The organism is Chitinophaga alhagiae (assembly GCF_003568665.1).
Lineage (GTDB): Bacteria > Bacteroidota > Bacteroidia > Chitinophagales > Chitinophagaceae > Chitinophaga > Chitinophaga alhagiae.
The window spans coordinates 153572-166223 of the sequence record NZ_QXMH01000005.1 but is presented as its reverse complement, the minus strand read 5'-3'; the positions used below and the strand labels follow the sequence as shown (position 1 = coordinate 166223).

The following is a 12652-nucleotide window of genomic DNA, read 5'->3' as shown; positions in this document are numbered from 1 at the left end:
CAAACTCGAACAAACCAAAATATTGGCATGAAACTCTCTTCAAAGGCAGCAACCATTCTGGATCAGATCAATACCAAAACTAACCTTGGAGACCTGAGGAAAATTGCTAAAGATATCAAAACGGATCACGGCCTGGCCATGGAATTATGGTCAACCGGCAAGTTCCTCCCCAGGCTATTGGCGATCTTGATGATGGATCATAAGCAAGTTTCGCAAGACCTGGTTAATACGCTTGACAAGGATATGCATACCCATCCGTTTGACGAGCGGAATCAGTTAATGGACTGGTTCATGGCCAACCAGCTCACGAAAAACAAAAAAGCAGTTGCACTGATTGAATCATGGGAAAATAGTAGTTCCGCTCTGCAAAGACGGGTATACTGGTATTACCAGGCCCGTTTAAGGTGGACAGGACAAACACCGCCCGCCAATACACCGGAATTATTAGCAAAGATAGAGGCTCATATTGCCAAAGAAGAACCGGAAGTTCAATGGGCCATGAATTTCACGGCGGGCTGGATTGGCGTTTATGAAAAGCAGTACCGAAACCGGTGTGTTGCGCTTGGAGAGAAAACAGGCCTTTATAAAGGTGACAAAGTGTCAAAGGGGTGTACGCCTGATTATTTGCCGGAGTTTATTACCATTGAGAGTAACAAACGAAATTTATAATGTCGAGGTACCAGCAACATGAAAATCCTAAATAATATAGAAAATCTTTCCGAAAAATAACTTCAATGACTACAATTGAAAAGCAGATAACAGAGACCTGGTTCATCAATCACCGAACTAATTTAATGCTCATCAATTCCCTGACAGAAGACGCATTAAATTATACTACTTCAAAGCGTGGCGGTGGAACTATCGGACACCAGCTTGCCCACATTTACAATGTAAGATTTTGGAAACTGGAGAAATATGATAAATCATTGATTGCCGACCTTACAACAATTACGGAAAAGGACCCCAAAACAATTTCAATGCTTAAAGACTGCCATCAAGTTTCAGCAGAACTTATTGGTAAAATTTTAGAGGACGGCGTTAAAAAGAATGGAGAAATAAAAGGTTTTAAACGGGGTGTTGTTCCCTTGCTTGGTTATTTTATTTCCCACGAAGGACATCATAGGGGCAATATTTTATTGACATTAAAAAATTGCGGTTTTAAAATACCCAACGAACTTAAATATGGGATTTGGGAATGGAATAAAATATAAAAGCACTCGCCGCTAATATGAGGTTTGCGATAGTGGGGTTCCGTGCTCTCCTTAAGAGCCTGAAGCCAATAAGAAAGTAGTTTGTACAGGAACTACTGGGCGGACTGCCGGTTTGTGAAAGGCCAAGGAAGGACAGTCCCGATTTCTGTCTTTCAAAACGCCATTTTTCGATAACTTCCATCCTTGCGGGCTTTCCTCTTCGTCAATATCTAATCCCAACCTAGTTGCTCTTGGAAAATTGCTAACGCCCATCGTCCGCCTGTTAGAATCTATTGAATGCCCCTCACCGCCCGGCGCTGCCAAATCCCTTACATTCAATAAAAAACATGTTATGGCAACGCAAGCAAGTTTGTTAAAATTTACCGGGAAGGTGGGGAACCTCATCGGTTACCGGGTGGGCAAGAAGTATTACCTGCGCAGCGCGCCGGAGGAAGTAAGGCAAAGTCCGCACAGCAAGGTGAGCAGCCGTCATTTCGGGAAGGCCAGCCGCCTGGGCGCTACCATGCGCCACGCTCTGCACGGGCTGCTGCACGTAAAGTCGGAAAATAAGATGATCAACAGGCTGAACAGCAGCCTGCTGGGCGTATTGCGGCAAGATGACCTGCACCGGCAGAAACGTTTTATACCGCGGTACTTCCGTGGCCTGGAGCGTTTCTGTTTTACTACGCATGCAGACCTTGGAAAGGTATTGGCTGTGCAGGCCGCTGCTGTGCGCAATGCGGACGGTAGCATTGAAGTATCCGTTCCCGCTATCCGGAAGCATCTGGCTAACCCCAGAGCCACGCATGTGGGCTTCAGGGCGGTGGCTGTATGTTTGGAGCGGGGTTTCGCTACGGCCAAAGCTGCGGCGTCAGAGATGGTGATGCTGAAGGCGGATGAGCCTTCTGCGGCGTTTTCGCTGACGGTACCGGCTGACCGGAACACGGTGACCTGCGTGATATTGGAGGTGACCTGCTGGCAGGTGGAGCATGGCCGCCGGTATTTGATGGGCAACCAGAAGTTTATGGCGGCGCAGATCATTGCCGTGCTGCAGCCGGAGGCTGCGGTGGAGGTACGGGAAGAGCAGGTTCCTTACAACTCTCAGCGGCAACCGCGCATGGAGCTGCCAGTAATGTCAGGATTGGTGATTCACCATCCGCAACGGGAATAGCGATTGTTTTGCATCTCTTTTTTTCGCCCTTTACCGTCTTCATAGCCCCGCTGAACGCCCCTCTATGCCCTCACCTCACTTTTTCGCCCTTAAAACGCCCTGAAAGCACTGTTCCAAGCAGTTTTTTGTCTTACCCGTGATATGTTGAACGTATCCAGGCACCCATTTTTTGCTGGTGTTAGCCCAGAACGGCATCCCCAGATCATCGCTGCACCAAATGCAGGGCATTTCCGCATCAAGTCCACCTACCGTTCGCTTTCCCTTCGCTTACCCTTCGCTATTCCCTTTATGTTGACTCGGTGATGCAATTGTCTAGTATAGGTACGATAGGCCTCAAGTATAGGTCTGCCTACTTTTGATCGTATTGGCTGTATCGAAATAGTTGTCTCAAAAGTAAATCCTGTTCAGGACAGTCATTTCTGTTCCATTTCCCATACCAGTGTGGTCCGGTAATGACCAGCCGGCCACTTTAACCATCGGCTTCCAGTTCGGGGGTACTTTTTAGCGAGATAGTTTCTTTGTCATTCTCAAAAAAAACTTAAATTCGGCCTACTTCCGATTCAGCTATATCACCCATTACTCACAAACAAATTTGCATTCCGTGAATCCCCAGAAACAAGATTTTGATATGCTATTTTCCGGCTTGGAGCGCCTTGGGCAGCAGTTGTCGGATGACGTTATGAAAGAGATCAAATCCGCTGCGCAGCTATGCACATTCAAGAAAGGCAACCCTGTGCTGGCATATGACGATGCCCCTGAGAAAGTGTATTATATCACACAAGGCATGGTAGTCATAAAGTATAGGGTGGATGAAAGGGAATCAGTACGCCATTTCATGCTGGAGGGCGATATATTTGTCTCCGGCAGACAACTATTCCGCCTGCTTAAAAAAGCGCACAACATTATAGCGCTGGAAAATACACGCTGCCTGACTATGGACAGAGCCATGCTGATAGAGATGAGCGGCCTTCACCCGTCACTGGAAACAGTGCGCAGGCTCTATATGGAACGTTACTGTGTACACTATGACGATAAACAATATATCGTCACTATGTCTCCCAAAAAACGCCGTGAGTATATGTTAGCCCAGTATCCGCAGATATTTCACCGGGCGGATGATCATCACCTGGCATTATATCTCGAGATGAAGGAAAATACTTTGAAGCTGATCAGGGAAGAGATGCTTCGAAAAACGCAGTAGCGGGGCTCAAACAAAGCTGTATTCACGTGTGTTGACCCTGGTGGAAGTTTGGTTGGCAATGCGGTAGACCTCTTTCACGAGGTTTTGTAGCAGCTCCACATGGAACATCATGCCGGCTCTTTCTTCCTTGCTCCATACATCCGCGTGAGAACTGCCCATGGCGGCGAGCAAAAGTTCCCAGGAGCGTAGGTTTGCTTCATCGGGGGATGCGTAGGAGGAGAGGAGTTCCTGCACCGCGGGGGTGTTTAAAAAATCGTTAGTTTTAGGGTTAGCATTAAACATATGGTTGGTGTTTTTGAGTACTGTATGAAGGTACTAAATTATTTAGTATTATGAATTGATCGGTTAACTTTTTTTATCCATTTTTTGATAGCATGATGAAAAGTAATGAAGACTTCCTGAAAGAGCTTGGCGAGCGGGTGAAGCTGGCAAGGAAAAAGAAGGGTATCACTATTGCGGAGCTTGAAAACCTTACTGGTATTCGCGGTACGGTGATCTCTAAAATTGAGAACGGGAAGAAGAATATCTGGATTACTACGTTGGTGCGGCTGGCGGAGGGGTTGGAGGTGAAGGTGGGGAAGTTGGTGGGATAGAGATATTTTTACTTCAAATGCGCGGCGATATTTTTAGTTTGGTCATTAATACAATAGCATAAAATGCTATTGTTTACGGTGTTGACAAGATATGATTTCGCCGAGAGGGAATGACTAGTGTGACATACCCGCATAGTTAGCCACGCAAAATCTTATTGCATCCTCATATATTATAGTTTATTACGTATATTTGAGGGAACTGCCATCTGATCCACACCTCACTAATATTAGAGATTAAAATTTGCTAACACTGATATTTTTTAGAAAATTTGATTACTCAATTTTTTTTGCCATGACTCCTCAAGAATACAAACGTAAAATTGACGAATATAATAGAAAGGCAAAACAGCATAATGACCAAGTCAGAAGAAATGTTGATCGGTATAATCGTGACGTAAAAAGACACAATGACCAAGTTAATAGAAATATTGACCAATATAATCGTGATGTTAAAAAGGCTTATGAGGACGAGAAAAGAAGAATTCAGAATTACAATAGCCGAGTACAGCAGTTTAATAACACTCAACGGCAGAACTTAGCAAAGGCAATTCAGAAATTTAATCAATCAGGGCTCATTACAACACATACGACAACATATGTTTATCGAACTTCTGTTCAAAATTTAGAAAACCGATATGTAGAATTAGATAATTATAATAATTCACAGAATGTTGAAAATTCACATTTATTAGTTGATTATCCAATTCAGGAAACTAATAACAGTGTTCAACTCTACAACTCTCTTTCAGGAACAGACCAAGGCGATTATTTGGAACCTCAAACTTTACAGCTTACTGAAGTTGAACAAAAATTATATAATCTATCGACCGAGCTTGGCAAAAGATGGGAAGGTGCTATTTATTCCTTAAATCCTAAAAACCCAGACGCAGCTAGACACTTTTGTACAAGCGTAAGAGAGGTATTTATTCAACTTTTAAATATAAAAGCCCCCGACGAAAAAGTGCTACAATCGTTTCCGAATTGTACAATGCATGAAGGAAGACCTTCAAGAAGAGAAAAAATAAAATATATATTATCGGCTCAATCAATAGCTAGCCAGCCGATGGTTGCATTTGTTGATGCGGACATTGACGACATCTTAACTTTATTTAGAACCTTAAATGATGGAACCCACGGGAGTGCGGGAACTTTTACAGTTCAACAATTACTAAAGCTTAAAAAGAGAGCGGAGGATTCAATTTTGTTCATAACGGCTCTAAATGTGAATTGACAAAAGAAGGCAGCTAGCAAGAGGTTTGCCGCAAGGTTTGCTGACGGATAACAATCAGCTTGCGAACGAGCGAAAGTGGTAGAAAATTTATTACATTGTAGCCCAAACATTGGCGATACAATATCTGCGGTAGGAATAGGGCGAACAGTTAATATTGTATGGAAAATGTGGCAGGCCGTTCGGCTTCAGTTTCGGCCGACAAATAATACCGATCTATAGAATAAACAATAACCTTTTTGTGTCTTTAGTCAGCAGCGGTTACAGGTGTACGGAACAAAGGATATCGCCACCTCGCCAATGCTTCAACCTTAGTCGAAATTGTAACTAACTACAATGAGAATAGCATATTACGGACTTTCCTCGCCTATTTTTTATGATTATAAGATCCAAGTTGACAAAACCCATAATGATACATCGGACTCACCAAATCCTATTTTAGATAGCGGCTTCGGAACAATTCTACTCTTTGACGAAATCTGGTTTTTTTGTAGAAGCCTTTGCCCGCAGAACATGCGAAATCTTCCTTACGTTAAATTTCTTGACGATTTTCTTGATGATTCTTTTGACCTAACAAAACTCGATGCAATCAATATTGACAGAATCTGGAATGAGTTAGGGGGAGAAATTGGCACCGAGACACGAGAATTTAACTTGCACGAAAATTTCAGAATTTACCGAGATGTTGTTTCAAGAGTTGGAATTCACTGGGAAGCAGCGCCCGACAATCACACGCATTCTCTCCAAGTGGGGGGAAAGCACTACTCCGGAAATTCAATGATCCCCCACAATATTTTATTTGATTTAGCCACAGTAGAAATTTTGAAAACGCAATACAAAAGAAAAGACATAGAACTAATAACCAATTCATTCACTCAAACATATCTTGACAGTCCAAGCTCGATATTATCTCAGTCTAGGCTAACTGAGTTACTCGTTATTGAAAATATTCCTGGCTATTTGACTAATTTTGGGCCATATCATGGGTGCGTGGAGCAAGTTCGAGAAAATAGTTACCTCAAGAGTTATAGGGAGTGGGTGTCTGGTTTAAAGCTAAATCATGACCCAAAGGAATTACGTGATACGAAAAATGAGGTTGAAAATGTTTTAGCAGAAGCCCAAAAAAGATATTTTCTAAAATATCTTGATCCTAAATCAACTTTCAAGAGTATAACGAAGACAATAATCGGTGCCGCAGCAGATGTGATTATACCATACATCTCTACAGTAAAAGGAGTTATCGATGACTTGAAAGAAAGAAAACAGAGAAAGAAAATTATGTGGCAGGGGTTTATAATGACAGCGAGAGACCAAGTAAAGTAACTTCTGCCAGGGAGTACCATGAATACCAGCTCTACCTGGCCTTGGAAGACATAGATTACAGCAAGACCAAAGCGAGAAGCCTTCAGACCAACGGAATTTTCGAGCGGTTTAACCGGACTGTTCAGGATGAGTTTTATGCCATTGCCTTCCGGAAGAAAATCTACTATACCCTGGAAGATATGCAGCAAGACCTTGACGTCTGGCTTTATGACTATAACCATAACCGGACACACAGATAAATACTGCTTCCGCAGAACGCCTTTCCAGACTTTTGAGGAAACCTTATTTTGGGCAAAGGAAAATCAACTGGAAAATATACCGCTGGCTACTCAATATTTCGACCCGACTGTTAGATCAAATCGGAACACTATCACAACCTAACTAAATCAACCCCATTTCCCTCGCCTTCTCAATCAGATTTATCGTTTTATTCACATTGAATTTAGCCAGCAGGTTTTTCCGATGGGTCTCAACCGTCCGGGAGGATATGAACAGGTTTTCGGCAATCTGCTGCGTACTTAATCCATCTTTTAGACAGCGCAGTATGTCTTTTTCCCGGCGGGTTACAAGAGGCTGCTCCCCCCGCAGAGTATCACCGAGTACAGAGGCAACCAATTGCTGCATTTCCCGGCTGTAATACGTGCCGCCGCTGTAAACCAGGTTGATGGCCCGCTCAATCTCATCTACCGAAGCGTTTTTTAGCAGGTAACCAGAAGCTCCGTTGCTGACCATTCTAACCAGGGTGCTCCGGTCGTCCCGTGAGCTGATGGCCAATACTTTTATTAACGGGAACTGTCTCTTGATGGCGGCGCAGACATCTGATCCGTCCCCATCCGGCAGGTTCACATCCAGCAACACAATATCCGCATCCTGCTTTTCCAATTGAGCAAATAGTTCCGAGATGTTCTGCGCGGCACCTACAATTGCCATGTTGTCTATATTGGCAATCATCTTCTGCAATCCTTCGTTGATCAACGGATGGTCGTCACAGACCATTATTTTTATGGCTTCCATGGCTATAACATGATTTCAATATTAACAACGGTGCCTTTACCTTCGGTGGAGTCGATCTGTATGCTGCCGTTCAGCATTTTTATACGGCTCCGGATATTATACAGGCCAATTCCTTCTTTTTTTATTGCCGGGTCAAAGCCAACGCCATCGTCCTCGATGGTCAGTAGCAACAGCCGGTCTTCCTGGATGCAGTTGATCAGAATATTACTGGCCTTTGCATGTTTTACGGCGTTTGTTATCAGCTCCTGCAGCACCCTAAAAATAACCAGCTCCTTTTCTTCAATGTTTAGCCCGTGCAGCCCTTTAAAGTAAAAATGGAAATTGACACCCGATGCCTGGAGCGAGTGACAAAAGTCCCTCAGGTTATTCTCCAGTCCATTGTGCTTGAGGTGTTCCGGCACCAGCCGGTGCGTGGTGTGGCGAAATTCCCTGATGGCGTCATCCAGCAACCCTACGGTGCCGTTGATCCCGGATATATCCTGCCGCTTTATGGCATTTTCCAGGTTGAGCTTGATGCCTGCAAAAGTGCCCCCCAGGCCGTCATGCAGCTCCCTTGCCAGCCGCTTGCGTTCCTGTTCCTCCCCGTAGATCAGGGCGCTCTTTACCTCCACCTCTCTTTCGGAAGCCATGAGCTGTAACTGCTGGCGGACCTGCTTCTTCCGGTTGCGGAGCGTGACGATGAATATCCCCCCGGTTAACAAGGCGGCCACTACCGCAAGGGCAATGATGAACAGTTTTCTCCGGTTGGCATTCTCCAGTTTCAGTATCTTGTTTTCTTGCTCTGCGTTTCCATACCTGGCGGTGATCTCGGCAATCTTCGCTTTTTCCTGCACCGTCCGGATGCTATCAGACAATACCTGCCAGCTTTTCAGGGAATGGTAGGCGGACACAAAATCTCCCAGGCGGGCCTCCACCTCCGCCCGGAGCTTTAGGGTATTGGCCCGGTTGACGCGTGAAAAATCATCGCTGCTCTGCGCAAGAAGGGTGTTTAGAACCGTCCTGCTTTCTTTGTATTTTCCAAGCTGCAGCAGGGAATTTGCCTTTTCATAGTTGAGCTTTATAACGGAAATAGTGGTGGTGGGGCTCTTTGCAGCATAGGCCAACCCCTGGTTGAACTGTTCCACGGCAGCGCTGTGGTTATTTTTCATTCTATAATACTTGCCAAGGTTAAGGTAGTAATCAGCATGGTAGGCCGGATCGCCAACCTGGCCAAGGTGCTGCTTTCCAAGGTCCAGGTAGTGATACACTTCATTGGGGGATTTATCCAGGTAGATCAGGCAGCCGGCACTGGAGATATAGGCATCGGCAAGGATCATAGACCTTTTGACGGATGGCTGAACAGGTTCAGCGGCTTGAATACCCTGGCTGAAATAGGTGAGGGCGGCCTGGTAGTCTTCCTTGTTGCTATATACGGTTCCGATGGCATTGTATGCGGATGCCACGCTGCTCATATCCTCTATTTTCCTTGCAAGGGGGATCACTTTATTAAGCAGGATTTCCGTGTATTCATCCTGTTTGCCGTCTATCTGCAGAAAGATGCCATAGTTGTGCCAGGCCCTGGCGGTGGTCTGTAATGCCCTGTACGTATCATAGGGGCCAAGGAGCGTGATGGAGCGCTGATAAAGACTTTTGGTGCGCGCACTGTCTGCCGTCCATATAATTTGTCCCTCAAAAAACGGGTCAAACGCCCGTAGATATCTGTTTCCGCCGGTCAGTTCCCTGGCTTCCCTGAGGGTGGCATATGCCAATGCCGTGTCCAGCTCTGATTGCAGGTTGACTATGTCATACAGGAGGAACACCTTGTTTTCGACGTTCCGTTCTTTTTCCGCCAGTTGCCGCAGACTGTCTATAGCAGGTGTCTGCGCCATCACCGGCAGGTAAAAAGTCAGGCACACAGCCAACAGTAACCCCCTAAGATCCATCCGAATTAATTTTCTTCAAAATTTGCAAATATTTTCAGTTATGGAACCCCTGGATATAAATATACCGTTTTCACGGTATGAAATATACCGTTTTCGCTGTATGGTCTTGCGTACCACTCCGCGATAACTTTGCTGAAAATGTATTTCAATGATGAGAAAGCAAAATGTAAAAAGAGTATTCCCTTTGGCGCTCACTGCGCTCCTTATGGTTGCGGGTCTTATGGGATGCAGCAAGAAAAATGATCCAGGCCCCGGATCTGGCAATGGATTCAAAATTACGGATATCCAGATTTCGAATATCGTTGCGGAACAGGAGCGTGCCGGTAGCCAGGTGCATGTAGCATACGACGTGAAAAATGTTTCGGGGAAAGATATGGTTGATTATAGTCCTTTTGACATCCTCTGGACTGTCAAGACAACAGACGGTACACTCTATCAGCAAGAACGGAGTATTTCCGCATTAAAGAAAGATGCCGTTAGCCCAGACGACGTATGGATCGGCGTTTCTGCGGGTAAGGTGGCGGACTTGTCAACCTTGAAATATGAGGTGCTTTTGGATGAATAGTTTTTTTTAAATGCAGTATAGATAAGCCTTTCAGAAGAAGAAGGTTACACTAAACCGGCAATTTTTAGTGGACCCTTAAATGTTACCATTCACCTGGGTTTTGATAGGATCAACTTTATATCCAGAAAACAGAAAAGCCGCGCCAATCATGCGATTTGCGCGGCTTTATGCTGTCTGTTCGTTCACCGATCCAGTCAGCGATCAAAATAATATCCTGCAATCACATCTGCAATTTCTCCAGGAGCGCAGCCACTTAGGTTAGTCAACAGGATGACAGTAAGATCATCTTCGGGATAGACTACTATCGCGGCCCGCCCGCCACCTACAGCGGCTACAGCTGGATGTACTTTCCGCTCCATCACTGACCATCCTAACGCATAACCGGTAGACGTTCCCCCGAACCCTTCTGTTTTCCCATTATTTAGCTGTACCGGTGTCCATAGGGTACGGAGACTTTCAGGCTGCTTTAACAGGCGGCCACTCTTCAGGGCCTTTATCCAGGTGGCCAGCTCTTGTGCCGTACTAAAGGCACCTGCATCGGTACGCATCATACGGGGGAAATCTTCATGGAGTTGACGCAGTTGGTCCCCTTTGACGTATTCACCTCTCACGGGATCGTGGAAATAATAGGAGTAGCTGGGCGCCTTATTATCCACTACTTCATCCGAGTTAGCAAAAAATGTCTGCCGTATATCCGCAACCAAAAACTGCTCTTGCCGCACCCATGCCTCGTAAGGCATGAGGCTATACTTTTCGAGTATTTTCTGAATCAATAAGTAATTGGTGGCATTGTAGTTGAACGTTTCCCCTGGTTTAGCCAGGAGTGGCAAGCGCTGTACCAGCCGCCATGCGCTATCTTCACCATGTCCGCCGACTAACCCATCTGTGCGGTCATCTTCCACATCGGGTAAGCCCGACACATGCCCCATTAACTGCCTTAGCGTTATGCCTTGCCAGCTTGGGGGAAGGTTGTTGAGATGGCGCCCTACCGGATCATCAAGGTGAACCTTATCAGCTTCTGCCAGCTGCAACAATCCTACTCCGGCAAATATTTTCGCGGCGGAATTAACAGAAAAAATGGTACTGTCGCTAACGGGAATATGAAAGGCCACATCGGCCAACCCTTTGGATGTGAAGAAAATCACACGATCCCCCTTCATCACTGTAAGTTGCAAACCAGGAATCTGCCGGTCCCTCATTTGTGTTGCTAAGTAACGGTCAGTCTTTTCATTGGGCGTTTGGGCAAAACAGGCTACGCATAACAATATTTGAACAATGCATATAGTAAGCGTTTTTTTCATATTCTAAAAATAGTGAATTTTGGATTTTTATTGTCTGACGAGAGGCAATCTAATTTTTTTGCTCGAATTGACAAATATTAACTGATTATTTGTTAAATTTGTATATGTCTACACCGGTTTCAAATAATAGAAGAGTGATCGTAGTGTATTGGAAAAATCAAGCCGAATGTCCGTTTGAGGTCTTTTCAAACCTGAAAAACTTCTGCCTGAGCTATCCGGAATACAACTACAATACGCTCAATAATTACTTAAGCAAGGGGAAAGTTCCCTTTGAAAACAAGGATGTGCGGGTGGAACGGAAGAATGTATTTAGTCAACCGAAACAAGCTGTCTCTTTGGCCCATACTGGCCGTATGATTGTGCCGGTTGTCCGGAAAGTTGCACTGAAAGATGCAAATGATACTTCCCGCGATTGGGAATATTGGCTGAATCAATCCCCTTCCAAAAGGCTGGAAGCTTTAACCTTCATCATCGCCCAATCCCTGGGGAAAAATGCGCGTTTGGATAAAACAGCAGTAAGCCGTAAAATATTGAAATCATGATACTGGCGAAAGATTTTGAAGATTTCGTGAAATTACTTAATGAGCACAAGGTAGATTACATGGTGGTAGGAGGTTATGCCCTTGCTTTTCATGGCAAACCCCGCCATACAGGAGATCTGGATATCTGGATCAATGTTTCTCCGGCAAACGCCGAACGAATGCTCAAGGTAATTGCCGATTTTGGCATGGCTTCTCTTGGTTTCGAAAAGGCGGATTTCTTGAAGGAAGGGTTCATTAATCAAATTGGGCAGCCTCCGCTGCGGATTGACATCCTGAATAGCATCGATGGTGTTGAGTTTTCAGAAGCGAAGAAAAACCGGCAGCAAATTACACTCGATGACGGCCTGGAATTGTCATTCATAGGGTTACAAGATCTGCTCAAAAACAAACAGGCTGCTGGCCGGAATCAGGATCTTGCCGACATTAAAGAGATCAAAAAGATTCTGCCCAAAAAACAACCTGGCAAAGGTAGCCGCCCGAAGCGATAAAGTTAATTACAATCACAATTCAATACAAGGCGCTCTAAAATTTAGTGTAACCTTTTTTGCTACCTTTTACCTTGATATAACATCGATTACAATCACACCCCCAAAAACACAAAA

15 protein-coding genes are annotated in these 12652 nt (G+C 44.9%); 11 read left to right on the top strand and 4 right to left on the bottom strand.

Features of this window, described 5'->3' with window-relative positions; all coding sequences use genetic code 11:
- The first annotated feature begins 27 nt into the window (after positions 1–27).
- From D3A97_RS22775 to D3A97_RS22760, 4 genes are all read left to right on the top strand, one after another.
- Positions 28–669, top strand: coding sequence for a DNA alkylation repair protein (locus D3A97_RS22775; protein WP_119080870.1), 642 nt, complete (start codon positions 28–30; stop codon positions 667–669).
- A 65-nt stretch (positions 670–734) separates the two neighbouring features.
- On the top strand, positions 735–1211 hold the full coding sequence (locus D3A97_RS22770) for a DinB family protein (protein WP_119080869.1): 477 nt from the start codon (positions 735–737) through the stop codon (positions 1209–1211).
- A gap of 331 nt (positions 1212–1542) precedes the next feature.
- Positions 1543–2361, top strand: a complete 819-nt coding sequence (locus tag D3A97_RS22765; protein WP_157986706.1) for a hypothetical protein — start codon at positions 1543–1545, stop codon at positions 2359–2361.
- A gap of 601 nt (positions 2362–2962) precedes the next feature.
- Positions 2963–3562 carry a Crp/Fnr family transcriptional regulator gene (locus tag D3A97_RS22760; RefSeq protein ID WP_157986705.1) on the top strand — a complete coding sequence of 200 codons (600 nt, stop codon included), beginning with the start codon at positions 2963–2965 and terminating at the stop codon, positions 3560–3562.
- A 6-nt stretch (positions 3563–3568) separates the two neighbouring features.
- Here D3A97_RS22760 and D3A97_RS22755 read toward each other — a convergent pair whose 3' ends face one another.
- Positions 3569–3844: a hypothetical protein gene (locus D3A97_RS22755; RefSeq protein ID WP_119080866.1), complete on the bottom strand. Its 276-nt coding sequence runs from the start codon at positions 3842–3844 to the stop codon at positions 3569–3571.
- Between the two features lie 92 nt (positions 3845–3936).
- Here D3A97_RS22755 and D3A97_RS22750 point away from each other — a divergent pair, with 92 nt between their 5' ends.
- The 4 genes from D3A97_RS22750 to D3A97_RS22735 all read left to right on the top strand — a co-directional run bounded on the left by D3A97_RS22750 (position 3937) and on the right by D3A97_RS22735 (position 6945).
- On the top strand, positions 3937–4155 hold the full coding sequence (locus D3A97_RS22750; RefSeq protein WP_119080865.1) for a helix-turn-helix domain-containing protein: 219 nt from the start codon (positions 3937–3939) through the stop codon (positions 4153–4155).
- A gap of 292 nt (positions 4156–4447) precedes the next feature.
- The gene (locus D3A97_RS22745; protein ID WP_119080864.1) at positions 4448–5386 is read left to right on the top strand and encodes a pPIWI-associating nuclease domain-containing protein; all 939 of its coding nucleotides are present in this window, start codon (positions 4448–4450) and stop codon (positions 5384–5386) included.
- Between the two features lie 333 nt (positions 5387–5719).
- A complete protein-coding gene (locus tag D3A97_RS22740; RefSeq protein WP_119080863.1) occupies positions 5720–6706 on the top strand; it encodes a hypothetical protein in 987 nt (328 codons plus the stop codon).
- On the top strand, positions 6664–6945 hold the full coding sequence (locus tag D3A97_RS22735; RefSeq protein WP_119080862.1) for an integrase core domain-containing protein: 282 nt from the start codon (positions 6664–6666) through the stop codon (positions 6943–6945). The genes D3A97_RS22740 and D3A97_RS22735 overlap by 43 nt, the downstream gene beginning before the upstream one ends.
- A 142-nt stretch (positions 6946–7087) precedes the next feature.
- Here the strand turns inward: D3A97_RS22735 and D3A97_RS22730 are convergent, their stop codons facing one another.
- Both D3A97_RS22730 and D3A97_RS22725 read right to left on the bottom strand, forming a co-directional pair.
- Positions 7088–7720 carry a response regulator gene (locus tag D3A97_RS22730; RefSeq protein ID WP_119080861.1) on the bottom strand — a complete coding sequence of 211 codons (633 nt, stop codon included), beginning with the start codon at positions 7718–7720 and terminating at the stop codon, positions 7088–7090.
- 2 nt (positions 7721–7722) lie between these two features.
- Positions 7723–9588: a tetratricopeptide repeat-containing sensor histidine kinase gene (locus D3A97_RS22725; RefSeq protein WP_198674140.1), complete on the bottom strand. Its 1866-nt coding sequence runs from the start codon at positions 9586–9588 to the stop codon at positions 7723–7725.
- A gap of 202 nt (positions 9589–9790) precedes the next feature.
- On the opposite strand from D3A97_RS22725, the gene D3A97_RS22720 reads away from it, so the two are divergent.
- Positions 9791–10207, top strand: a complete 417-nt coding sequence (locus D3A97_RS22720; protein ID WP_119080859.1) for a hypothetical protein — start codon at positions 9791–9793, stop codon at positions 10205–10207.
- A 194-nt stretch (positions 10208–10401) separates the two neighbouring features.
- On the opposite strand, the gene D3A97_RS22715 is transcribed toward D3A97_RS22720, so the two are convergent.
- Positions 10402–11508, bottom strand: a complete 1107-nt coding sequence (locus D3A97_RS22715) for a serine hydrolase domain-containing protein (RefSeq protein ID WP_119080858.1) — start codon at positions 11506–11508, stop codon at positions 10402–10404.
- 104 nt (positions 11509–11612) lie between these two features.
- Here D3A97_RS22715 and D3A97_RS22710 point away from each other — a divergent pair, with 104 nt between their 5' ends.
- On the top strand, positions 11613–12050 hold the full coding sequence (locus D3A97_RS22710; RefSeq protein ID WP_157986703.1) for a hypothetical protein: 438 nt from the start codon (positions 11613–11615) through the stop codon (positions 12048–12050).
- Positions 12047–12538: a nucleotidyltransferase gene (locus D3A97_RS22705; protein WP_119080856.1), complete on the top strand. Its 492-nt coding sequence runs from the start codon at positions 12047–12049 to the stop codon at positions 12536–12538. Before D3A97_RS22710 ends, D3A97_RS22705 begins: the two co-directional genes overlap by 4 nt.
- The last annotated feature ends 114 nt before the right edge of the window (positions 12539–12652 follow it).

Coding starts and splice junctions, on each gene's coding strand:
- D3A97_RS22775 (WP_119080870.1), top strand. CDS start 28: ATGAAACTCTCTTCAAAGGCAGCAACCATTCTGGATCAGATCAATACC.
- D3A97_RS22770 (WP_119080869.1), top strand. CDS start 735: ATGACTACAATTGAAAAGCAGATAACAGAGACCTGGTTCATCAATCAC.
- D3A97_RS22765 (WP_157986706.1), top strand. CDS start 1,543: ATGGCAACGCAAGCAAGTTTGTTAAAATTTACCGGGAAGGTGGGGAAC.
- D3A97_RS22755 (WP_119080866.1), bottom strand. CDS start 3,844: ATGTTTAATGCTAACCCTAAAACTAACGATTTTTTAAACACCCCCGCG.
- D3A97_RS22750 (WP_119080865.1), top strand. CDS start 3,937: ATGATGAAAAGTAATGAAGACTTCCTGAAAGAGCTTGGCGAGCGGGTG.
- D3A97_RS22745 (WP_119080864.1), top strand. CDS start 4,448: ATGACTCCTCAAGAATACAAACGTAAAATTGACGAATATAATAGAAAG.
- D3A97_RS22740 (WP_119080863.1), top strand. CDS start 5,720: ATGAGAATAGCATATTACGGACTTTCCTCGCCTATTTTTTATGATTAT.
- D3A97_RS22730 (WP_119080861.1), bottom strand. CDS start 7,720: ATGGAAGCCATAAAAATAATGGTCTGTGACGACCATCCGTTGATCAAC.
- D3A97_RS22725 (WP_198674140.1), bottom strand. CDS start 9,588: ATGGCGCAGACACCTGCTATAGACAGTCTGCGGCAACTGGCGGAAAAA.
- D3A97_RS22720 (WP_119080859.1), top strand. CDS start 9,791: ATGATGAGAAAGCAAAATGTAAAAAGAGTATTCCCTTTGGCGCTCACT.
- D3A97_RS22715 (WP_119080858.1), bottom strand. CDS start 11,508: ATGAAAAAAACGCTTACTATATGCATTGTTCAAATATTGTTATGCGTA.
- D3A97_RS22710 (WP_157986703.1), top strand. CDS start 11,613: ATGTCTACACCGGTTTCAAATAATAGAAGAGTGATCGTAGTGTATTGG.
- D3A97_RS22705 (WP_119080856.1), top strand. CDS start 12,047: ATGATACTGGCGAAAGATTTTGAAGATTTCGTGAAATTACTTAATGAG.